The 20205-nt window shown below is 65.0% G+C and carries 23 protein-coding genes; 13 read left to right on the top strand and 10 right to left on the bottom strand.

The features are described 5' to 3' along the window. Positions 1 to 63 precede the first annotated feature (63 nt). From ACXAD2_RS11255 to ACXAD2_RS11240, 4 genes are all read left to right on the top strand, one after another. Positions 64 to 1374 (top strand): flagellin N-terminal helical domain-containing protein, encoded by a 1311-nt coding sequence (locus ACXAD2_RS11255; protein ID WP_475169906.1) that lies wholly within the window; start codon positions 64 to 66, stop codon positions 1372 to 1374. 83 nt (positions 1375 to 1457) lie between these two features. Further along, positions 1458 to 1901 (top strand): flagellar biosynthesis regulator FlaF, encoded by a 444-nt coding sequence (gene flaF / locus ACXAD2_RS11250; RefSeq protein WP_475169904.1) that lies wholly within the window; start codon positions 1458 to 1460, stop codon positions 1899 to 1901. Continuing rightward, positions 1898 to 2302, top strand: a complete 405-nt coding sequence (flbT, locus tag ACXAD2_RS11245) for a flagellar biosynthesis repressor FlbT (RefSeq protein ID WP_475169903.1) — start codon at positions 1898 to 1900, stop codon at positions 2300 to 2302. Before flaF ends, flbT begins: the two co-directional genes overlap by 4 nt. Next, complete coding sequence (locus ACXAD2_RS11240) at positions 2299 to 3108, top strand: DUF1217 domain-containing protein (protein WP_475169900.1); 810 nt, start codon at positions 2299 to 2301, stop codon at positions 3106 to 3108. The genes flbT and ACXAD2_RS11240 overlap by 4 nt, the downstream gene beginning before the upstream one ends. A 51-nt stretch (positions 3109 to 3159) precedes the next feature. On the opposite strand, the gene ACXAD2_RS11235 is transcribed toward ACXAD2_RS11240, so the two are convergent. Next, complete coding sequence (locus tag ACXAD2_RS11235; RefSeq protein WP_475169898.1) at positions 3160 to 4575, bottom strand: FliI/YscN family ATPase; 1416 nt, start codon at positions 4573 to 4575, stop codon at positions 3160 to 3162. An 85-nt stretch (positions 4576 to 4660) separates the two neighbouring features. On the opposite strand from ACXAD2_RS11235, the gene ACXAD2_RS11230 reads away from it, so the two are divergent. The 9 genes from ACXAD2_RS11230 (at position 4661) to ACXAD2_RS11190 (ending at position 9462) form a co-directional block, all read left to right on the top strand. Then, positions 4661 to 5077 (top strand): FlgB family protein, encoded by a 417-nt coding sequence (locus ACXAD2_RS11230; RefSeq protein WP_475169896.1) that lies wholly within the window; start codon positions 4661 to 4663, stop codon positions 5075 to 5077. 77 nt (positions 5078 to 5154) lie between these two features. Next, positions 5155 to 5547 carry a flagellar basal body rod protein FlgC gene (gene flgC / locus ACXAD2_RS11225; protein ID WP_475169894.1) on the top strand — a complete coding sequence of 131 codons (393 nt, stop codon included), beginning with the start codon at positions 5155 to 5157 and terminating at the stop codon, positions 5545 to 5547. A gap of 82 nt (positions 5548 to 5629) precedes the next feature. Next, positions 5630 to 5920: a flagellar hook-basal body complex protein FliE gene (fliE, locus tag ACXAD2_RS11220; protein ID WP_475169892.1), complete on the top strand. Its 291-nt coding sequence runs from the start codon at positions 5630 to 5632 to the stop codon at positions 5918 to 5920. A gap of 3 nt (positions 5921 to 5923) precedes the next feature. Next, positions 5924 to 6193 carry a flagellar biosynthetic protein FliQ gene (locus ACXAD2_RS11215; RefSeq protein WP_224902254.1) on the top strand — a complete coding sequence of 90 codons (270 nt, stop codon included), beginning with the start codon at positions 5924 to 5926 and terminating at the stop codon, positions 6191 to 6193. Position 6194: 1 nt separating this feature from the next. Next, positions 6195 to 6905 carry a flagellar hook-basal body complex protein gene (locus ACXAD2_RS11210; protein ID WP_475169888.1) on the top strand — a complete coding sequence of 237 codons (711 nt, stop codon included), beginning with the start codon at positions 6195 to 6197 and terminating at the stop codon, positions 6903 to 6905. Between the two features lie 13 nt (positions 6906 to 6918). Continuing rightward, a complete protein-coding gene (flgG, locus tag ACXAD2_RS11205) occupies positions 6919 to 7704 on the top strand; it encodes a flagellar basal-body rod protein FlgG (protein WP_475169886.1) in 786 nt (261 codons plus the stop codon). A gap of 2 nt (positions 7705 to 7706) precedes the next feature. After that, entirely contained in the window at positions 7707 to 8147 is a 441-nt protein-coding gene (gene flgA, locus ACXAD2_RS11200; protein ID WP_475169884.1) for a flagellar basal body P-ring formation chaperone FlgA, read from the top strand. A 3-nt stretch (positions 8148 to 8150) separates the two neighbouring features. Beyond that, complete coding sequence (flgH, locus tag ACXAD2_RS11195; RefSeq protein WP_475169882.1) at positions 8151 to 8885, top strand: flagellar basal body L-ring protein FlgH; 735 nt, start codon at positions 8151 to 8153, stop codon at positions 8883 to 8885. Positions 8886 to 8895: 10 nt separating this feature from the next. Beyond that, complete coding sequence (locus ACXAD2_RS11190; protein WP_475169880.1) at positions 8896 to 9462, top strand: flagellar basal body-associated FliL family protein; 567 nt, start codon at positions 8896 to 8898, stop codon at positions 9460 to 9462. A gap of 13 nt (positions 9463 to 9475) precedes the next feature. Here the strand turns inward: ACXAD2_RS11190 and ACXAD2_RS11185 are convergent, their stop codons facing one another. The 9 genes from ACXAD2_RS11185 to ACXAD2_RS11145 form a co-directional block, all read right to left on the bottom strand. Next, a complete protein-coding gene (locus ACXAD2_RS11185; protein WP_475169878.1) occupies positions 9476 to 9898 on the bottom strand; it encodes a hypothetical protein in 423 nt (140 codons plus the stop codon). After that, the gene (locus tag ACXAD2_RS11180) at positions 9895 to 10989 is read right to left on the bottom strand and encodes an EscU/YscU/HrcU family type III secretion system export apparatus switch protein (RefSeq protein ID WP_475169876.1); all 1095 of its coding nucleotides are present in this window, start codon (positions 10987 to 10989) and stop codon (positions 9895 to 9897) included. Before ACXAD2_RS11180 ends, ACXAD2_RS11185 begins: the two co-directional genes overlap by 4 nt. Positions 10990 to 10995: 6 nt before the next feature. Beyond that, on the bottom strand, positions 10996 to 11763 hold the full coding sequence (locus tag ACXAD2_RS11175) for a flagellar biosynthetic protein FliR (RefSeq protein ID WP_475169874.1): 768 nt from the start codon (positions 11761 to 11763) through the stop codon (positions 10996 to 10998). Further along, positions 11760 to 13874 (bottom strand): flagellar biosynthesis protein FlhA, encoded by a 2115-nt coding sequence (gene flhA / locus ACXAD2_RS11170; protein ID WP_475169873.1) that lies wholly within the window; start codon positions 13872 to 13874, stop codon positions 11760 to 11762. The genes ACXAD2_RS11175 and flhA overlap by 4 nt, the downstream gene beginning before the upstream one ends. A gap of 2 nt (positions 13875 to 13876) precedes the next feature. Then, positions 13877 to 14467: a transglycosylase SLT domain-containing protein gene (locus ACXAD2_RS11165; RefSeq protein WP_475169871.1), complete on the bottom strand. Its 591-nt coding sequence runs from the start codon at positions 14465 to 14467 to the stop codon at positions 13877 to 13879. A 277-nt stretch (positions 14468 to 14744) separates the two neighbouring features. Further along, entirely contained in the window at positions 14745 to 16889 is a 2145-nt protein-coding gene (locus tag ACXAD2_RS11160; protein WP_475169869.1) for a hypothetical protein, read from the bottom strand. A 248-nt stretch (positions 16890 to 17137) separates the two neighbouring features. Beyond that, the gene (gene motA, locus ACXAD2_RS11155; protein WP_475169867.1) at positions 17138 to 18007 is read right to left on the bottom strand and encodes a flagellar motor stator protein MotA; all 870 of its coding nucleotides are present in this window, start codon (positions 18005 to 18007) and stop codon (positions 17138 to 17140) included. 60 nt (positions 18008 to 18067) lie between these two features. Beyond that, on the bottom strand, positions 18068 to 19135 hold the full coding sequence (locus ACXAD2_RS11150; RefSeq protein ID WP_475169866.1) for a flagellar basal body P-ring protein FlgI: 1068 nt from the start codon (positions 19133 to 19135) through the stop codon (positions 18068 to 18070). A gap of 65 nt (positions 19136 to 19200) precedes the next feature. Next, entirely contained in the window at positions 19201 to 20202 is a 1002-nt protein-coding gene (locus ACXAD2_RS11145) for a flagellin (RefSeq protein ID WP_475169864.1), read from the bottom strand. Positions 20203 to 20205: the final 3 nt, after the last annotated feature.

Here is a 20205-nt window from a genome sequence, read left to right as displayed (position 1 = left end):
CGGCATGGCTGCGGCGGCCGATGGCAAAATGGCGCAAAGCGTCGAATCCAAGGACGAAAACCTATGTCTAGCATCCTGACGAACAATGGCGCGATGGTCGCGCTGCAGACCCTCAAGTCTATAAATATGAACCTGGCCACGACCCAGGGAGAGATTTCCACAGGCAAAAGCGTCGCCAACGCCAAGGATAACGCCGCGGTTTGGGCTATTTCCAAGGTTATGGAAGCCGATGTGAAAGGCTTCAAGGGCATTTCCGACAGCCTTAACCTTGGTCAATCCACCGTGGCGGTCGCCCGGCAGGCGGCGGAAACGGTCACCGAGTTGCTGACCGACGTGAAAGGCAAGATCGTCGCCGCTCAGGAAGAAAACGTCGACCGCGCCAAGATTCAGGCGGATATCGATGCGCTGCGCGGCCAGATTGGCGCAGTGGTGAGCGCCGCCCAGTTCAACGGTCTCAACCTGCTGTCGAACATTGAGGAAACCGTCGGCTCCGGCAGCATCAACGTGCTGGCCTCGCTCGACCGCTCGGGCACCGGCGTCGCGGCATCGGACATCAACGTATCGAAGCAGGACCTTGGCACAGGCGCTGCAGAGATCGCCGGTACCGTGGCCGCCACCGCGCTCACGGCCTCAGTAGACAGCGTTACTTTGGCCGCCGCGCAGAGTGACACCATCGATATCGGCACGACCAACAGCGGCTTCACCGCCGGCACCGCCTATACGCTGACGGTCTTCGGCACGGATGCGGACAATTCGAAGTTCACGCAGACTGACTACCGCGAGACCACGGCTGCTGGCCCGACCGCCGCCGAAGTATCTGGCCTGTCCATCGTCTATGTCGCGCGCGAAGGTGACACCGCGGCCGATGTGGCTAAGGGTCTGCATGCCTCGTTCAAAAGCTTTATGGCCGAAAATGAGCTGGATACCGACGTGGTGGATGCCACCGTCTCGGGCGACACGCTGACCTTCACCTCCACTCTAACCGATGCCACCGACACGATCGCGGTGACCATGTCCAGCGTGGACGCATCCGAAGGCAACACCATCGGCGGCAAGCTCGAACAGCTCAGCAACCTCGATGTGACCACGCAATCGGGCGTCGATTCCGCGCTCGACCAGATCGAGGGTCTGATCCAGACCGCAATCGATTCCGCAGCCGCCTTCGGTTCGACGCAGGGCCGTATCGAAACCCAGACCGAGTTCATCTCGGGCCTGACCGACGCGCTGAAATCCGGCATCGGCACGCTGGTCGACGCGGACATGGAGGAAGCATCCGCGCGGCTGCAGGCCTTGCAGGTGCAACAACAGCTGGGCGTTCAGGCCTTGTCGATCGCCAACCAGGCACCGCAATCGCTGCTGTCGCTCTTCCGCTGACGTGACCCACCCGGGGCCGGCCCAACCGGCCCCGGCTTTCCGCGAGGATGGACAGAACAGCACCCACAAAGAAGGGCCTCGTCATGAATGCACACCTCATGGCACGGCGTGCCTATGCGCTTTCGAATTCAAGCACGCGCACAGAGCGCGCCATCGAATACGACCTCATCGCCCGCGTCACCCACCGCATCAAAGCCGCTGCAGAAGCGGGCCCCACAAGCTATCCCATTCTTGTCGCCGCGCTGCATGACAATCGCCAGCTCTGGACGGCGCTGGCCATTGATGTGGCCGACGGCGACAACAAACTGCCTCAGGACCTACGCGCGCGGATCTTTTATCTCTCTGAATTTGTGCAGCAGCACACTGGCAAGGTTTTGGCACGGAAGGCGCGGCTCGCACCGCTTATTGAGGTCAATCGCGCTGTGCTCGCTGGCCTCAATCCGCAACCGTCCCGCCCGCAAACGAAAGCCGTTCACCCACCACAAAGACAGACTGCGCATCCGAGCAATGGGGCTCAGGTTCAATGAGCGGGCTTGTCCTCAAACTCGGGCCGCATGAACGGCTGCTGATCAACGGCGCTGTCATTGAAAACGGCGACCGGCGCAGCAAACTGTCGATCATGACACCAGGCGCAAATATCCTACGCCTCAAGGATGCGATTCATCCCGAAGAAGCCTGCACGCCCGTCCGTCGCCTCTGCTATGCGGCGCAACTCCTGCTGACCGGCGATGCGGCTCCGGACGACGCTCGCAACCAGCTTCTGCGCAATATCGAAGAACTGAGCCGTATTCTCACCGACCCGGACAGCCGCGCGCTGCTCACCCGCGCCACCGAGGCACTCCTCGACGAGCAGTTCTATCAATGCCTGAAGTCCCTGCGCGCCCTCATTCCAAGAGAGGACCGGCTTCTCGCCGCGGGCCGCGCATGAGCTTCCAACCGATCATCACGGGGAGCGGCCTCGTGGCCTGGCAATTCTTGCAGAGCACCGCTGAGCTTCAGCGCGCCAGCTTTGACAAAACACCCAGCCTCACCCGCGACACTGAGTATTTCGAACAGACCATCGGCAGCATCACCACCGCCGAAGAGCTTGTCTCCGACCGAAGGCTTCTGCGCGTCGCCCTCGGTGCGTTTGGGCTTCAAGATGACATCGACAGCAAATTCTTCGTCCGGAAACTTCTGGAAGAAGGCACCATTGCGTCGGACTCACTTGCAAACAAACTGGCCGATGAGCGTTACAAGTCCCTCGCCCGCAGCTTCGGCTTTGATCGTGCGGACGGCCCGCTGACACAGAGCGAAGGGTTTGCCGACACCATCGTCACGAAATACCGCGCGCAACAATTCGAGGTCGCGGTCGGCGAACAGGATAACTCGCTTCGTCTCGCGCTATCCCTCAAGCGCAGCCTTCCTGAAATCGGGGCCACCGAGCTTGCCAATGATACGAAGTGGTTTCGCATCATGGGCGACCAGCCTCTGCGAACTGTTTTCGAAGGGGCGCTCGGCCTACCCAGCGCGCTAGGTCAGTTGGACATCGATCAGCAACTTGAAATTTTCAAGGATAAGGCATCGGCCCGCTTTGGAACCAGCGATGTGGGGGAACTGTCGTCTGAAGAAATGCTCGAAAGGGTCGTGCAAACCTACCTGCTTCAGGAGCAGGTGAAAGAAATAAATGTCGCCGGTCGCGGACAGATCGCGCTCACCATGCTGCAGAACATTCCACGCTGGGACGAACTCTGAGGAGTTGGACCAGCCCGAAAGCATGCTCTACGGGCGCATAGGCCTTCTCTTCTACCCCGCTCCTCCCTGCTCCTGCTTGCGCGCGGTCGGACGCACCGGCGTGGGAACCGCCGCATTCCTCGCCTGCCCCGCTCGCCCGGTGCCGCCAGCTTCGGCACGGCGAAGAAGCACCTCGAGCCGGGCAAATGCCGCCTCTGGACCATTCGGCGACGCCTCGGCCATGAAGCCATCCAGCCCGGACCAAGCCCGAATTGCACGGTCGAGCAACGGATCCTCACCCTCGCGATAGAGCCCGGCGCGGATCATCGCTTCGGACCTTGAGTAGGCGCCCAGCAACTGGCGGACCGTCAGGATCAACGCATTTTCCGCATCGCTCGCCGCTTCCGGCAGGCTCCGCGACACCGACCGAAGAAGATCAATCGCAGGATAGCGCCCGCGCTCGGCGATCTCACGGCTCAGCACCACATGCCCATCCAGCGCGCCGCGCAAAATATCGGCGATCGGCTCTTCCATATCCGAGCCCGCGACCAACACCGAAAAGACCGCTGTGATATCGCCTGCCTCCCCGACGCCCGGCCCCGCGCGTTCCGCGAGCCGCATGATCTGATGCGCTGTCGAGGGAGGGAAGCCGCGCAGGGCGGGCAGCTCTCCGGCGGCGATCGCCACCTCGCGATGCGCCTCGGCAAATCGGGTGATCGAGTCGGCAAGGAACAGCACCTGTCGCCCCTGATCACGGAAATGCTCGGCCACCGTCATCGCCGCCATGGCGCAGCGGCGGCGCTCCAACGGAGAGCGATCAGAGGTCGCCGCAACAACCACCGCACGCCGCATCCCCTCGGCACCTAGCACATCGTAAACGAAATCATGCAGTTCGCGGCCGCGCTCCCCGACCAGCGCAAGCACCACCACATCTGCCGCCATGCCACGGGCAAGCGTAGCAAGCAGCCGGGATTTGCCCACGCCAGAGCCTGCGAACAAGCCGATGCGCTGCCCGCGCACGATCGGTAGAAGCGTGTCGAACACCGCGAGACCTGTCGCCATACGCGGCCCCATACCGCGCCGCGCCGCGGCGGGCGGCGGGCTGCCACGCACCGGCCTTTGCCGTGATCCGGGGCTGATCGGCACCCCGTCCAACGGCTGGCCATAGGGGTCGATCACCCGACCGATCCAGCCATCCGACGGCGCCAGCCCCGGGCTGCCCAGAACCGCGACGCGATCCCCCTGCGACACACCTTCCGCGCCCTCGTCAGGCAGCATCGCGACCAGGTCTTCGCGAATGCGCAAGACCTCTCCCTCCAGAAACCCACCCGCCCGGTAGAGCCGCAGCCGGTCACCGATCCGCGCGAGATGCGCCAAGCCGCGAATCCAGATCACCGTGCCTTCGACAGACCGGACCCGACCCACGGCGCGCACCGGCTCCAACTGGGTAATGCGCGCCCGCAGGGCGGCGATCCGGCTCTCGTCCATCGGGCAATCCCTTCGTCCACTCCAAACCATTTCTAAAGGAATCACCGTTAAGCCTTGATTGAAGCCAATCGAGGGAGAAGCCCCGATGTTCCAGAACCTGGATGTGTTTCGCACCGCCATCGCCATGGCCCGCCACGCGGGCGCGCGGCAGGCCGCAAGCGCGCAGAACATCGCAAATGCCGACACGCCCGGCTATCGCGGCGTCGATCCTCCGGATTTTGTCGAAAGCCTCGGCCATGCGCCGACCGCGATGCGCGCCACGCGGAGCACGCATCTTTCCGGTGTCAATTTCGGCCACCAAGACACTGCGGAAGCCGACCTGTTCGGCGCGGGTGAAGAGATTGCTCTGTCCCAAAGGCGGGGCACCGAGGATCCGAACGGCAACACCGTCTCTCTGGAAACCGAGATGCTCACCGCTGTCGATGCCCAGCGCGCGCATGACAGGGCGCTGGCAATCTACCGCTCCAACCTCACGCTGCTGCGCGCAAGCCTCGGAACCTGAAGCTTGGCCCGCTCAGGACTGGTCCAATGGATTGGGCACCGCGCCCCTCAAAGCCAAGACGCAGAAAGGATCAAGAGATGAGCGCATTTGCAGACGCTCTTTCTGCCACGTCGAGCGGCCTCAAGGCACAATCGCTGCGGCTGCGCACGCTGGCCGAGAACATCGCCAATGTCGACACGCCCGGCTATCGCCGCAAATCAGTGCCCTTCGAAGCAAGAGATGCGGCGCAGTCCGACCTGACCTTGGTCAGCCCCGGGAAAGTCACATTAGATCAAAGCGAACGGGCGCAGATCTATGACCCCGCACACCCGCTCGCAGATGCCACCGGGCATTATCAAGGCTCCAACGTGGATCTGCTGATCGAGGTTGCCGACGCGCGCGAAGCGCAGCGCAGCTACGAAGCCAACCTGCGGATGTTCGAACAAACCCGCCAGATGTCCGCCAGCCTGCTTGATCTTCTGCGCCGATAGCGCGGGCGCAGCATCGCAAGAAACCCTTCGACAGGGACGCGCCTAGGCCCCGGTCGCAAACCAGCCGTGAAAGGAATTCAGAATGGATGTCCGATCGCTTTTTGCCGCACAACAATACGCGGCGTCCCGCCCCGCTACCAATCCCGAGCCAGACGGGGCCGGCGCTGGCGCGCATCTTGCCGCAGCGGCGGAGGATTTCACCGAAACGCTGCGTGCCGCAGAGGCCAATGCCCAATCGGCGATGACTGGCGACGCAGACCCACACGCGCTGGTACAGGCGCTGGCGCAATCTGAATTGGCGGTCGAAACCGTGGTGACCCTGCGCAACAAGGTGGTCGAAGCCTATCAGGAACTGCTGCGGATGCCGGTCTGAGCCATGCTGACCGAAACGCTCTTTTTCGACACGCTGCGTCAGGGCCTCTGGGTCGCCACGGTCACCTCCCTGCCGATCCTCAGCGCCGCGCTCGTGGCGGGTGTTGGCGTCGGCCTGTTTCAGGCGCTCACCTCGATACAGGAGATGACGCTGACCTTTGTGCCCAAACTGCTCGCCATCATTCTCACATTCTGGGTCTCGATGAGTTTCATGACGCAGACCCTGGTCTCGTTCTTTCAGGCGCGGATCATCCCGCTCGTCACCGGGGGCTGACATGGAAACCACCGGCTACACCATCCTCTCCCGCCAGCGCGGCTTGATGCGCGAAATGCAGTTGATCGCCAACAATGTCGCCAACGCCGGCACCACCGGCTACCGCCAGCAGGGGCTGATCTTTTCCGAGTATATCCGGCAGACCGATCTTGGCGGCTCGGTCTCGATGAGCGCCGCGCATGTGCGCAACAGCTCTTTCGCGCAGGGCACGATCACACGGACCGGCGCGGCGCTCGACCTCGCGATCGAGGGAGAGGGCTTTTTCCTCGTCCAGACCCCGGCGGGCGAACGGCTGACCCGCAATGGCGCTTTCACCACGAACGCGCAGGGCGATCTCGTCACCCACGACGGTCACCCGGTGATGAGCGCGGGCGGCGGCCCGGTCTTTGTGCCGCCCGGCGCGGATCTGGCCATTGCGCAGGACGGCACGATCAGCAGCGGCGGGCAGCCAATCGGACAGATCGGCGTCGTCGTGCCCGCAGACACCGGCGATCTCGAACGCGATGGCGCAACCATGTTCCGCGCCCCGCAGGGCAGCCAGCAGGTCGAGACACCAAAGATCACACAGGGCGCGCTGGAGTCCTCGAACGTCGATCCCATCCTGCAGTTTGCCCGGATGATCGAGGTGCAGCGCGCCTATGAGCTCGGCCAGAGCTTCCTCGACCGCGAGGATCAACGCCAGCTCGCCGCCATTAAGACCCTGTTCAGTTGATGGAGAACCGCCCATGCGCGCCCTGAAAATCGCCGCCACCGGCATGAGTGCCCAGCAGATGCGGGTCGAGGTGATCTCGCACAATCTGTCGAACATGAGCACCACCGGCTACAACGCCCGCCGGGCTGAGTTTGCCGATCTGCACTACCAGCAATTGCATCGCGCCGGCACCATCAGCGCCTCCGATGGCACCATGCTGCCGACCGGCGTGCAGCTTGGCCTCGGTGTGCGGCCAGCGGCTGTCTCGGTCAATCTCGCGCAGGGATCTTCCTCGGCCACCGGCGGCGATCTGGATGTGGCGATCGAGGGCAAGGGCTATCTGGAGGTGACGCTGCCCACGGGCATTCCCGGCTACACCCGCGACGGCGCGCTGAAACGCAGCGCCGAAGGGCTGATCGTCACTTCCGATGGGCTGCCGGTCGCGCCCGAGATCACCATTCCCGACGACGCAAAAAGCATCTCGATCAACCAAGAGGGTGAGGTCTACGCCTATTTCGACAATCAGGTCGATGCGCAGCTCCTTGGGCAGTTCACCCTCGTCGGCTTCACCAATCCACGCGGGCTCGAAGCGATCGGCAGCAATCTCTTTGCCGAGACAGAAGCCTCGGGGCCACCGCTGCAGGGCACGCCTGCGCTCGACGGTCTGGGCATGCTGCGGCAGGGCTATCTGGAGGAAAGCAGCGTCGATCCGATCTATGAGATCACCGAGTTGATCGAGGCACAGCGCGGCTATGAGCTGAATTCCAAGGTCATCACCGCCGCCGATCAGATGCTTGGCGCCACGGTTCAGGTGCGCTGATCATGCGGCGCGCGTTGCACCTCATCCTGTCACTCACGCTCGCCGTGCCCTGCGGCATTGGTCTCGCGCGCGCCGAAAGCGTCCTCGCCGCCCGGCCGATCCGCGCGCAAGAGATCATCGGCGCGGACGCGCTGCGGCTTGATCCCAAATCGATCGACGGCGCCGTCACCGCGCTCGAGGACGCCATCGGGCGAGAAAGCCGCACCGCGATCTACGCCGGCCAGCCCCTGATGCGGGCGCAACTGGCCGAGCCCGCGCTGATCGAGCGCAATCAGCTTGTGGAATTGATCTACACGCACGGCGGGCTGCGGATCAGCGCCGAGGGCCGCGCCATGGCGCGGGGCCGGGTCGGCGACCGCATCCGGGTGATGAATATCTCCTCTCGCAACATGCTTGTCGGCACCGTCGGTCCCGGCGGCAAGATCGACGTGTCTCCGGAGTGATCCATGCCCCATGTTATTCGCGCCATGATCCTGACTCTTGTGACCGTCTGCGCCGCCTGCGACAGGATTGATCACCTCGGCAAAGCGCCAAGTTTCACGCCCAAAGATCAGGGAGAGGAACATGCCGCCATGGCCTATTCTTCCGTCCCCGATCAAAGCCTGCCGCTGCGGGTCTCCGATCATGCCTCGCTCTGGGATGGCGGTCGCAGTTCCTTGCTCGGCGACAGGCGGGCCATGCAGGCGGGTGATATCCTCACCGTGGTGATCGAGATCGACGAACAGGCCGAAATTTCAAACGCCACCGATCGCTCGCGCTCGGCATCGGAAAGCCTCGGGGTGCCCCAGCTTTTCGGCATCCCGCAGCGCCATGACCCGAAATTGCCCGATGGCGCGTCTTTGGGGAATGCGGTTGATATCGGCAGTTCGAGCAATGCCAGCGGCGATGGCTCGGTGCGGCGGCAGGAAAAACTCACCCTGCGCGTCGCCGCGACGATCACCCGTGTGCTGCCCAATGGCGTTCTGGAAATCACCGGCTCGCAGGAGGTGCGGGTGAATTTTGAACTGCGCGACCTTCAGGTCTCGGGCTTCGTCCGGCCCGAAGACATCACCCGCCAGAATGAGATCACCTACGACAAGATCGCCTCGGCGCGCATTGCCTATGGTGGCCGCGGCCAGATCAGCGACATGCAACAGCCCCGCTACGGCCAGCAGGTGCTCGACATCATCCTGCCATTCTGAGGGGCTCTCTATGAAGAAACTGCTGCCAATCCTGCTCGCGCTGATCGGCACTGCCGCGGGGATCGGTGCCGGCATCTTCCTTGCTCCGACGTCGGGCGGGCCATCGGAACAGGCCAGCGACAGCCATGGCGCGGCGGAAGATGCGGGGCATGACACCAGCGCGACCGGAGGGGCCGGCGCGCATGATGATGGCCACAAAGACAGCCAAGGAGACAGCCATGGCACAGACCCAGGCCATGGCGAGGAAGGCAGCGAGACGGAATACGCAAAGCTGAACAATCAGTTCGTCGTTCCGGTGGTCGAGGACTCGCGGGTCGCTGCCCTAGTGGTTCTGTCGATCTCCCTCGAGGTGCCGACGGGCAGCGCCGCAATGATTTTCGAGCAAGAGCCGAAACTGCGCGACGCCTTTCTGCGCACCCTGTTTGACCATGCCAATATCGGCGGCTTCGACGGCAATTTCACGCAGACCGCGCGCATGGACACCCTGCGCCGCGTGCTCTTCGAAACCGGGCGCAATCTGCTTGGATCGCAGCTGCGCGACGTGCTGATCACCGATATCGCCCGACAGGACAACTGACCGAAAGCGGAGATCAAAGGCCTTGCCAGAGGCGCAGTCGCACCAGCTCCTCCAGCGCCTGCTCCTCGGCAAAGATCCGGCGGGCGCGACGCGCGTTGCGATCGTGCTCGGCCAGCGCCCGCGCCGCCTCATCGCGCGCAAACTCCGCGCGCGCCGCAGCACCGCTATAGCCCTGACGGGCCCGCGCCTGTGCCATCGCAACCTGCACCTCGGTCCGGCGCCGCGCCAGCCAGCCCTGCCAAAGCTCGCTCTGACCAATCGCCTGCCGCGCGCCGGGCTGCAAATCCCCCTGACGCGCCACATCGCACAGCGCATCGATCTGCGCGCGTTCGTCGCGCAATGCAGCCTCGGCATCGAGGTCGCCGCGATAGCGCGCGAGCGCCCGGTCGCGAAGTAGAGCCGCGATCCGCAGCAGCTCGTCGTCCGGCCCGCTCATGATCCGCGCCTCCACCCCTGACGCGCGCGGGCGCGCATTTCCTCGGAAAAGCGGATGGCGGCGGCGACGGGACGGTAAAGGTCCGGCACGACCTGCGCGCCGATCTCTGTCGTGGCGTAGAGCGCCCGCGCGGTCGGCGGATCGGAATGGATCGGGACAGCATGTTCGGCGGCAATCTCACGTATGCGCTGCGCCATCGCATCCTGTCCCTTGGCAATGCAAACCGGCGCCGAGCCCGGCGTGCGATCCCAGCGCAGCGCCACCGCCACATGGGTCGGATTGGTGATCACCACATCCGCCTTGGGCAGCTCTGCGATCATCCGGCTGAGCGCGATCTCCTGCGCGCGCGCCCTGCGCTGCTGTTTGAACATCGGGTCGCCCTCGGCCTCTTTCTGTTCGTCGCGAAGCTCTTTCTGAGACATCCGGTTGCGGCGCAGATGATCGCTGCGCTGCCACAGGTGGTCGAGTATGCCGAGCGCGAGCGCCACGAGCACCGCGAGCCCGAGAAGATCGCGCATGACCCGCAGCAGAAGCAGCGCCGCTTCGCCCGCGGCGAGCGAGGCGCTCGCAGCGATCTGCTCCAGTCGCGAGGACAGGAACACCCCCAGCACCGCCCAATAGAGGCAAAGTTTTGCGAAACTTTTGAAGAACTCGAACAGCCCGCGCCGCCCGTATTTGTTGCGCGCATTTTCCAGCGGAGAGAGTTGGGCCGCCTTGAAGCCCAGTTTCGAAGGGGTGAAGACAAGGCCCCTTGTGGCGAACAGCACCATCAGCACCGCCACGCCCGGCACCAGCACCCACGGCAGCGACGCGCTTATCACCGCGGCCATGAGTCCGCCCGTCGCGGCCCGCGCGGCCCCGTCAAAGAACGCCGGAGCCAGACGCTCGGGCCGATCGATGGGCGCGCTCATCAGCTGGCCAAGATCGCTCAGGGTCGCTGGCCCCATGACCAGCGCCACCAGCATCAGCCCAAGATAGCCCGCGCCGGTGAGCAGATCGGGCGCGCGAGGGATCTCGCCCTTGCGGCGGGCCTCCGCCAGCTTGCGCTGTGATGGCTCGTGGCTTTTCTCGGCGCTGTCGTCCTGAGCCATGGTCGCCTACCGCAGCGGATTGCTGAGAAACCCGTCGAGCTGCGCCAGCCAAGCGGACAGCAGTGCCGGGGCAACGAGGCCGAGCAAGGCCACCGCGCCGAGCGTGATCACCGGCGCGCCGACGAAGGCGACCATGAGCTGCGGCATCGCCTTGTTGATGAAGCCGAGCGTGAGGTTGTAGAGCGCCGAGAGGATGACGAAGGGCGCTGCCAGCGAGAATGCCAGCGCAAAGGCGCGGCCAACCTCGGCCCGACCGGCCCCGGCCAGCGCGGCGGGATCGGGAAAGCGCAGCGGCGGCAGAAACGTGTAGGACAGGATCAGGTAACCGGCGGCCTTCACATGAAATCCGGTGACCATGAGCAAAGCCAGCGCCGCTACGCTGAGCACATGGCCGAGCGCCGGCATCGGCTCGGCTGCGGCACTGCCCAGCAGCTGTGACAGCGAGGTCGCCTGCGCGGCGATCGTGCCCGCGATTTGCAATGCGAAGACGAAGAGCCGCAGGACCAACCCCAGAAACAGGCCCGCCACGGTTTCTGTCGCCAGCGCGCGCAGCAACAGCGGCAGGCCCGGCGGCTCAGCAGGCAGAACAGGGCTCACCGCTGGCAGGATCGCGGCGGTGAGCAGCAACGCCAGCACCAGCCGCACCCGCGCCGGGATCCAGGTTTCACCAAGACCCGGCAGCGCGAAAAGCGCCGCGCCCACGCGCAGCAGGACCAGCGCGCCGAGCCACAGCCCCTGCCCGCCCGTTTGAACCAGAGCTTCGAGCGGGCTCATGCCGCCACCGGTCCGGACGGGCCTGCGGCGGCGACCAAACCGACGAGCGCGGGTCGCGCCTCAAGCCCGATCTCTTCGAAGGAGAGCACCGGGGTGGTGAGCCCTTTGGCCGCCATGATCGTGCGCAAAAAGCGCCTGCGCCGCGAGGAGGTCACCAGCGCCGGATAGATGCCGTGGCCGCTGGCCGTTCCGACCTCTTCGGCGATACCACGGGTCAATGTCTCGAACGTGTCGGGCGGCAGCGCGACGTCGAGCACGCCGCGACCGCCATCCACCTGATAGCCCGAGAAAATATCCTCCCACTCTGCCGCAAGCTGGATCAGTGGAATGGTCCCGTCCTCGCGCCGCATGGCAGCCACCAACTGGAAGCCGAGCCGTTGGCGCACATGTTCGCAGATCGCCTCGGGGGCGCTTTGCTGGCCGCGGGTTTCGGCCACCGCTTCGAGGATCAGCGGCAGGTTTCGAATGCTCACCTGCTCTTCCAGCAAGAGCCGCAGAACCGCGTGCAACGTGTCGATCTGCACCTTGTCCGGGATCAACTCATCGAGCAGCCGCCGATTGGCCTCGGCCCGCGTCGGGTCAGACAAAGAGACCATCTCGTCGAGCAGGCGGCGCAGCGCCTTGAGCGTCAGGAGGCGACCGAAGTTGCGTTTGATCACCTCGAGCAGATGGGTGGCCAGAACCTCGGCGGGGGTGACGATGGTTACCCCGGTGAGCGCCGCGCGGTCCTGTGCCTCCGAGGCGATCCAGCGCGCCGGCGCGCCATAGACCGGCTCGCTAACGTCACGCCCCTCCGGCAGCGACTGCGCGTCGTCCGGGACCAGCGCGAGCACCCGGTCCGGGTTCAGCACGCCGCGCGCCACCTCGACGCCATGCACCAGGATGACATAGACACCGGACCCCAGCGCCGCGGCGTCGGTGAGCCGGATCTCGGGCAGGATGAGCCCGTAGCTGGCCGCCACATGGCGACGCATGTTGGCGATGCGAATGTCGAGCCCGGTGCCCGCGTCGAGCACCATATTCACGAGGTCCGGCGCGAATTCGACGTGGATCTCATCTACATCCAGCACATCCCCGATGGGATTTGCGCGCGGTCTGTCCGCCTCGATCTCCGGCGGCGGCGCGGCGGCTTTGGCTGCGGCGGCGCGGCGCAGGCGCAGCGCGATGGCCCCGAGGATAGCACCGCCCAGCATGAACGGCAGGAAGGGCAGCCCCGGCACCAGAGCGAAGAGCGCCATGAGCACCGCGACCGTGCCAAGCGCCGCCGGATGTCGGGCAAGCTGGCCCACAACGGCCACATCGGTGGCACCGGTGGCACCGCCCCGCGCCAAGAGCAGCCCCGAGGCGATCGAGATGATCACCGCCGGAATCTGCGACACCAGCCCATCGCCGACGGTAAGGATCGCATAGGTTTCAAAGGCGTTTGCCACCGCCATCCCATGCACGAAAATCCCCATCACCATGCCCATGACAAGATTGAGCAGGGTGATCAGAAGGCCCGCCACCGCGTCGCCTTTGACAAATTTCGACGCGCCGTCGAGCGAGCCGAAGAAGGTCGTCTCCTGTTGTTCGCGTTCGCGCCGCAGCTTCGCCTCTGCATGGTCAATGGCCCCGGCCGACATATCGCTGTCGATCGCCAACTGCTTGCCCGGCATGGCATCCAGCGCGAAACGTGCCCCGACCTCGGCCATCCGCGCCGCGCCCTTGGTGATCACCGCGAAGTTCACGATCATCAGCACGCCGAAGACCACCAGACCGAGGAAGACGCTGCCGCCCATGACGAAATTGGCGAAGCCCTCGATCACATCGCCCGCCGCGCCGGTGCCCGTATGGCCCGCGCCGATGATCAGCTTGGTGGAACTGACATTGAGTGAAAGCCGCAGCATCAGCGAGCCCAGAAGGATCGTCGGGAAGGACGAGAAATCCAGCGGTCTCTCGATGAACAGCGTGACGGTGAAGATCAGGATCGCCAACCCGAAGGAGGCGGCAAGCCCGAGGTCGAGCACCACCGAGGGCATTGGCAGGATCATCATGACGATGATCGCCATGAGCGCCACCGCCAGCAGCACTGTCGGGCGGAACGCCGTCGGGGGCCGGGTCGCCGCGCCCATCGTCAGCCGCCGGCCAGATCGAGAAAGGCCCCTCCGGCGCTGCCGAGCGGTGTCAGCGACCCGAGGCTGCGGGCCGACGGGCCGCCCGGTTGAAGCAGCGGATAGCGGTTTTGCGTGTCTTGCAGCGGCGGCAGTGGCGCGCCCTCGACAGCCGCCAACACCGAGCGATACCGCGCCATGTAGCGGCGGGCGTATTGGGGCGTGCGGCTATGATAGGCGGCGACCGCAGCATCCCAGCCGCCGGTTTCCGCATAGAGGCGCTTCAGAAAACGCGCGGCGTAAAGCGCGTTTGCCTCGGGATCGAACATCTGGTCGATCGAGGCGAAGGCGCGACCGTGCCAGCGGTAGTTGACCTGAAAACACCCGATGTCGATATTTTGCCGGCCGCGCGCGACATGGGCCGAAGTAAAGGCCCGCGCTTCGGCGGCGCTGTTGAACCAATGGCCGTCGCCGCCAAGGTTCACCGTCCAGGGCCAGGGCCGCAGCTGTCCGTTTTGGCGGCGTCCGGTTTCGACGCGGGTGATCGCGCGCATCATAGGGACGGGCACGCCCAGCGCCTGCGCCGCCTCAAGTGTCGCGCTGTCGCAGCGCAAGGAAGCCTCCGTGGCTGCCGCCAAAGGCGCAACCCAATGACCGCTGAGGCAAAACGCCGCGCAGATTGCGCTGAGGGCGCGCAGAGCCTTCCGGCGTTGGGCCCTTTGACGCTGCCAAGCGGGGTTCCTTTTGGACACCCTCGCCGTCCGTCGATTCCAACTGGGTTTCGTCATTCCGCATCCTGCAGTCTGGCTGACCAACTCCGTTTCTACTGGCGCGGCCTTTCGAAATCGTTGCCAATTCCGCGGGCCGCCCACATCAGGCCCCTATCTCGCCTCAAAGCTCGGGCAGCGCGGTCTGCGCGAGAAGCGCCCGGATGGTTTCGGCGGTCGCGTCACCGCTGTCTGCCAGCGCCTGGCCACGCGACAGGCTCGGCACCGCTCCGGCGTCACCCGTTCCCGGCGCTGCGTTCGGGCCCGTCAATTCCGCCAGCGCGGCCAGCACCGGGTCATCGCCCGCCGCCATCGCGCTCATGTCCCCGGCGAGCCAGGCGAGCCGCTCCGCGTTCTCGGCGTCCCCCAAGGCTTGGTAGGCGTCTTTCGCAAAATCGAAATCCCCCATCATTTCGCGGGCTTCGGCGCGCAGGCGCAGCACGTCGTCCCCCTGCAGTCCGACAAGCGCGATTTCAGCCTCCTCGGGGTCGTGTTCGGCCAGGGCCTTGCGGGCGGCCAGCAGGCGCCAGTCGCGTTCCAGTCCCGGCGGCGGTGGCGCTTCGAGCCAGCGCCCCGCCTCCGCCGGCAGCCCGAGGTTCAGAAGACGGCCCGCGATTTGCGCCGCCGTCCGCGGAAAGGCCGGGGCCAGCGCAAGATTTTCCGGCTCTAAAGCGCGGCGCAGGAACTTGCCGTCCCCCGCGCTTTCGTTGAGGGCGCGTAGAGCCTCGTCGCGGGCGCGCAGCAGCGTTTCGCCGGCGATATCTTCTGCTTGGTCGATCTCAGCAAAGGCACGGTCGTATTCGCCATTGGCCCAGGCCGCGCGCACATGCGCCAGCCAGACCGCCTCGCGCTGATCGGTGGCGCGCCGCTCCGTGGAATAGGCCGCCGTGAGATCTACCAGCCCGGCGTCGACCGGATGTCCCTCCTCCGTGGCGAGATCAATACTTTCCACGGCGGCCGCCACCCCAAGCTCTCCCGGCGCGGACAGCAGCGCGGCGAACAGATCCTCGGCCTCTTCGGGCTCGCCCGACAGCCGCGCGATGCGCGCCGCTGCCAGTTGCATCTCCTCGGTCGCCCGGCCGATGGCGCGCGCGAGCCGAGACAGCACGTTTCGCGCCGCATCGAGATGGCCTTCTTCGGCGAAGCGTTCGGCCAGTTTCGGGCCGAGGGCCCGCCGCAGGCTCTGCGGCAGTTCCTCAAAACTGCGCAGCACCGCCGCCTCGGAAAGCTCAGCGTTCTCCGGCAACGCACGCGCGCCCAACAAAGCCCAAAGCGCGGCACGGCCACGGCATTCGCTTTGCCCCGCAAAGACACCGGCGGGATCGCTGCCGCCTTCGCTGAGCGTCGCCAAAGTCATCAGAACGGGATCGGGCAAGGTGTCGTCCAACTGGAGCAGCGCCCGCGCCTCGGCCCCGAAGCCGAGCGAGATATAGACCTGCGCCAGATCGGTCTGCGCCCGTCGGTCGATCCGGTCAAATTCGCCCATCAGCCGTGCGCGCAACTGTCCCATGCGCTGCAGCGCGTCTGCCTCGCCCCCGCTGCCGAACCAGCCGGGCAGGTCAAGTCGGGCGTCGGGTATGCAGGCGCTCTGCCCGCCGATCCGCAAGACCGACGACGCGCCGAAGCCCTGCGCGGCCGTGCCAGATATCATCTCTGCGCTGAAACCCGGAGCGGGCGGCGGAGCGCCGTGCGCCGAGGCTTCTTTGCTCTCCTCTCTTCCCAAACCATCATGCGCCGAAGCTTGGGGCCGAACACTCGGACCACTGGGGACGAGCAGACCCTGCGTGGCGCCTTGCGACAATTGCTCGAGTAAGGCCTGCCCGAACGCTTCCGCGATCTTGAGCTCTTCTGGGTCGGGCGGACCAGCCCCTGCCGGACCGCCCCTGTTCTCGGGATCGAAGCGAGGCAGGAGAGACGGAACGCGGCTGTCGCGAAGAATGCCGGGTAAGAGACCAAGATCGATGGACGCGCGCCGGGAGCCAACTGCAGGAGGCAGTTCAGGCGGCGCCTGCACGACCTGCGGATCGTCGGTGCCGCCCGGGGCGCGCGCCGTGCGCGGGAAGATATCGAGAACGATCATGCGCCCGTCGTGCTCGGACGTTTCCACGACGCAATCGCAGGCCAAAGAGAGCTCGACCCCTGCGCCGCCCGGAAGCGCACCGACCGCAGCCACCCGTGCCCGATCGATGCGGTCGAACACGCGAGAGAAATCGATGTCATAGCCGGGCCGGTCGAAATCTACGCGGAAGACGTTTTCCTGCGGCGCCAACCCTCCCTGCCATACGAAATTTTCGGGAACATCCAGCACGAGCCGGGTGAACCCATCATGGGTGCCGCTCCGCAAGGTCACCTGCTGCGCCTCTGCGGTCTGCGTCACCAGAAGCCACAGCAATGCCGCTACGCAGAAACGCGCCGAACCGCCTGCGATGCCGCCCGTTTCACGCTGCACAGCAGGCATCTTCCCGGCATGCCAAAGGCTCTTTCCGGTGCCGCAGAAGAGGTGCAGGATCCCTCGGATCATGCTGCCTCCTGCTTGACCGATTTCAGCGCCTCCTCGAGGTCCACGAAACTGGGCCTGAAATGCGCGGGCGTGTTCTGGCGCCCGACCTCGATGCAGATGTTGGTGGCGTGATTGTGCAGGTTCGCCACCAGAACTTCGCGGATCAGCTTGTAGAAATGCAAGTCCTCTTCCACCACGGCTTTCACCTTGTTGGCGAAGGGCCCCATGAAGCCATAAGCCAGAAACACGCCGAGGAAGGTGCCCACCAGTGCGCCGCCGATCAGCTTGCCCAGCACTTCGGGCGGCTGGTCGATCGAGGCCATGGTCTTGATCACCCCAAGCACCGCGGCGACAATCCCAAGCGCGGGCAGAGAGTCCGCCATACTTTGCAGCGCATGGCTGGAGTGCATCCGATGCTCCTCCAGCGCCTCGATCCTTTTGTCGAGCACCTCTTCTACCTGATGCGGGTCATCGTAATTCATCGACATCGAGCGCATCGTGTCGCAGATCAGCTCGATGGCGATCTTGTCCGACTGAATCTTAGGGTATTTCGAAAAAATGGCGGACTCGCCGGGGGATTCCACATGCTCTTCGATGGCGACCGGACTCTGACGCGCCAGCTTGATCAGTTCGAACAGCAGGCAAAGCAATTCCTTGTAGTCGCCCGGCTTCCACTTCGCGCCCTTGAACACCTTGCCGATGTCCTTGAGCGTGTGTTTGACCACGCCGCCGTCGTTGCCCAGAAGAAAAGCGCCCGCCGCCGCGCCGCCGATCATCATCATCTCGAACGGCAAAGACTTGAGAATAATGCCCATCTTCCCGCCTGCGGCGAGGTAGCCGCCGAAGACCATGCCGAAAATAACCACGATGCCGATGATACCGAGCATTTGGTGACTCCTTCACCTCAGATCCTGCCACATGGGCGCGAAACACCCATGAGCGGCCCTTCACATGACGACGAATTCTGCATGCAGCGCTCCTGCGGCCTTTATGCTCTTGAGGATGTCGATCATGTCGCGCGGCGAGACGCCCAGCGCGTTGAGTCCCGCAATCACCTCCGACAGCGAGGTGCCGCCCGGCACCTCTGCAAGACCGATGCCCGGCTCCTCGATGATATCTGCATTGGTGCGGGGCACGACGATGGTCTCTCCCTCGGCAAAGGGATTGGGCTGCACCACCAATGGCGCCTCGTCGATCCGCAAGGTGAGATTGCCCTGCGAGACCGCGACCCGCGAGATGCGCACGTCCTCTCCCATGACGATGGTGCCAGAGCGCTGGTCGACGACCACACGCGCGCGCCGCTGGGGCTCGACCGGCAGGTTTTCGATCGCCACCACCGCCCGCGCCGGAGAGCCTGCGCCGGTGCTTCGCAGGTCCACCGACACTGTGCCGGCGTCGATCATTCGCGCGGCGCTTCTGCCGACGGCGCCATTGATCGCCCGCTCGATCCGCGCGGCGGTGGTGAAATCCGGCTCCCGCAGCGCCAGACGAAGATTTGCAAGCTGGCTGAAATCGAATGCGACTTCGCGTTCGATCCGGGCCCCTGCAGGGATCACGCCCGAGGTCGGCACCCCCTGCACGACCCGCCCGGCGTCCCCTTCGGCACCGACGCCGCCTGCGATCACCGTGCCCTGCGCCACCGCATAGATTTGCCCATCGGCCGCGTTAAGCGGGGTCATGATCAGCGTCCCACCAAGCAGGCTGCTGGCATCTCCGATGGCCGAAACGGTCACGTCGATCTGGCTGCCCGCGCGACCAAAGGGCGGCAGTCGCCCCGTGACGAACACCGCCGCCACGTTGCGCGGGCGAAACTGCTCTCCGGTGACATTCACGCCCAGCCGCTCGAGAATGTTTTGCATGATTTCCTCGGTGAAGGGCGCGTTGCGCAGCCCGTCGCCGGTTCCGTTCAGGCCAACCACCAGCCCGTAGCCGACCAGATCGTTCGAGCGCACACCATCGAGTTCCACGAGGTCCTTGATCCGCACCGCCTGCGCGGCGAGAGGCGGGGCCGCCATAAGACACGCTGCAAGCGCGATAAGAAGGGTCTGCAATCCCCTTGTGGTGAGCCGCTCGATGAGGGTCACAGGAAATCCACCAAGGATAGCTGGGACGAGCGCGCGGTGATCGCATAGAGGCTTTCGAGCTGTCCGCGGACGTTTTCGTATTTTGCCGCCACTTCGAACTCATCGGCACCGACAAGCTCGAGCTTGGTGAGATTGAGCGCCGTACGCTCGGCGGCATTGCGGGCGATGACCTGCTCGATCCGCGCCTCCTTTGCGCCGAGGCCCGCGCGCAATTCGACCAAAGTCTCTTGATGGCCAAGCAATTCGCGCCCGGCTTCGGAGAGCAACTCTGTTTGCACGGGTGCGGCGAGGCCCAGCGTCCCGTCGGTGGCCAAGGCCGCTTTTGCGACGGATTTCAGAAGGTCGCGAAAGACCTGATCATCACCGCGGATGTCCAGCGCAACCGTGTCACCGCCGCTTATGCGGATCGGGCTGGCATCCTCGGTGGCGCCCAGATAGCCGGAGGTTTCAAATCCCCCGCCCGGCGTATCGAACCAAGCATCCAGCGCGGTCTCGATATCCGCCGCCGTCGTTTGCCCGGCCAGCGCCGTGCGCAGGTCGGTCAGCATGATATCAAGCCCGGCGACGGCTGGCGTGTCATTCGCGGTGCCGGAGAAAAGGAAGCGCCCGCCGATGGTGCGGTTGAGCCCATTGAGCATCTGCCCAATGGCGTTTCGGGCCTCTTCCGAAAAGGTCTCGCGCATTTCCTGCGTCGGCGTCAGCTCTGCCGACAAAAGAAACTGAGACAGCAGTTCGCTGCGGCTTTGAATTTCTTCCAGCGTGGTCTGCATTGTGGAGGAACGCGCCGCCGCCTCGGTGGTGCTGATACGAAAGGCCTCAAGCCGGGACAGGTCGCGGTCTAGAGCCACCAGCCCGGTGACATCGCCCTGCAGGTGTCGGGCCGGGTCGCGCACCAGTCCGGTGGCAATCTCGACGCCCAGTTTGTCCATTTCCCGGCTCAGCCGGGCATGATGCGTGCGCAGGACCAATGTCCGCGCCAGATCGCCAACCGTCTCCATGAT

This window comes from Salipiger sp. ABN3_019, from assembly GCF_056158605.1.
The sequence above is the reverse complement of the archived record's forward strand: the minus strand, read 5'-3'. Positions and strand labels throughout refer to the sequence as shown.

Bases quoted from the DNA above. Each gene is read 5' to 3' on its own strand.
- fliE (WP_475169892.1), top strand. From the start codon at position 5,630: ATGGATGTCCGATCGCTTTTTGCCGCACAACAATACGCGGCGTCCCGC.
- motA (WP_475169867.1), bottom strand. From the start codon at position 18,007: ATGCTCGGTATCATCGGCATCGTGGTTATTTTCGGCATGGTCTTCGGC.
- ACXAD2_RS11185 (WP_475169878.1), bottom strand. From the start codon at position 9,898: ATGAGCGGGCCGGACGACGAGCTGCTGCGGATCGCGGCTCTACTTCGC.
- ACXAD2_RS11190 (WP_475169880.1), top strand. From the start codon at position 8,896: ATGAAGAAACTGCTGCCAATCCTGCTCGCGCTGATCGGCACTGCCGCG.
- flgG (WP_475169886.1), top strand. From the start codon at position 6,919: ATGCGCGCCCTGAAAATCGCCGCCACCGGCATGAGTGCCCAGCAGATG.
- flgH (WP_475169882.1), top strand. From the start codon at position 8,151: ATGCCCCATGTTATTCGCGCCATGATCCTGACTCTTGTGACCGTCTGC.
- flhA (WP_475169873.1), bottom strand. From the start codon at position 13,874: ATGGGCGCGGCGACCCGGCCCCCGACGGCGTTCCGCCCGACAGTGCTG.
- ACXAD2_RS11150 (WP_475169866.1), bottom strand. From the start codon at position 19,135: ATGGCGGCCCCGCCTCTCGCCGCGCAGGCGGTGCGGATCAAGGACCTC.
- ACXAD2_RS11175 (WP_475169874.1), bottom strand. From the start codon at position 11,763: ATGAGCCCGCTCGAAGCTCTGGTTCAAACGGGCGGGCAGGGGCTGTGG.
- ACXAD2_RS11215 (WP_224902254.1), top strand. From the start codon at position 5,924: ATGCTGACCGAAACGCTCTTTTTCGACACGCTGCGTCAGGGCCTCTGG.
- ACXAD2_RS11255 (WP_475169906.1), top strand. From the start codon at position 64: ATGTCTAGCATCCTGACGAACAATGGCGCGATGGTCGCGCTGCAGACC.
- ACXAD2_RS11230 (WP_475169896.1), top strand. From the start codon at position 4,661: ATGTTCCAGAACCTGGATGTGTTTCGCACCGCCATCGCCATGGCCCGC.
- flaF (WP_475169904.1), top strand. From the start codon at position 1,458: ATGAATGCACACCTCATGGCACGGCGTGCCTATGCGCTTTCGAATTCA.
- ACXAD2_RS11240 (WP_475169900.1), top strand. From the start codon at position 2,299: ATGAGCTTCCAACCGATCATCACGGGGAGCGGCCTCGTGGCCTGGCAA.
- ACXAD2_RS11145 (WP_475169864.1), bottom strand. From the start codon at position 20,202: ATGGAGACGGTTGGCGATCTGGCGCGGACATTGGTCCTGCGCACGCAT.
- ACXAD2_RS11210 (WP_475169888.1), top strand. From the start codon at position 6,195: ATGGAAACCACCGGCTACACCATCCTCTCCCGCCAGCGCGGCTTGATG.
- flgC (WP_475169894.1), top strand. From the start codon at position 5,155: ATGAGCGCATTTGCAGACGCTCTTTCTGCCACGTCGAGCGGCCTCAAG.
- flbT (WP_475169903.1), top strand. From the start codon at position 1,898: ATGAGCGGGCTTGTCCTCAAACTCGGGCCGCATGAACGGCTGCTGATC.
- flgA (WP_475169884.1), top strand. From the start codon at position 7,707: ATGCGGCGCGCGTTGCACCTCATCCTGTCACTCACGCTCGCCGTGCCC.
- ACXAD2_RS11180 (WP_475169876.1), bottom strand. From the start codon at position 10,989: ATGGCTCAGGACGACAGCGCCGAGAAAAGCCACGAGCCATCACAGCGC.
- ACXAD2_RS11235 (WP_475169898.1), bottom strand. From the start codon at position 4,575: ATGGACGAGAGCCGGATCGCCGCCCTGCGGGCGCGCATTACCCAGTTG.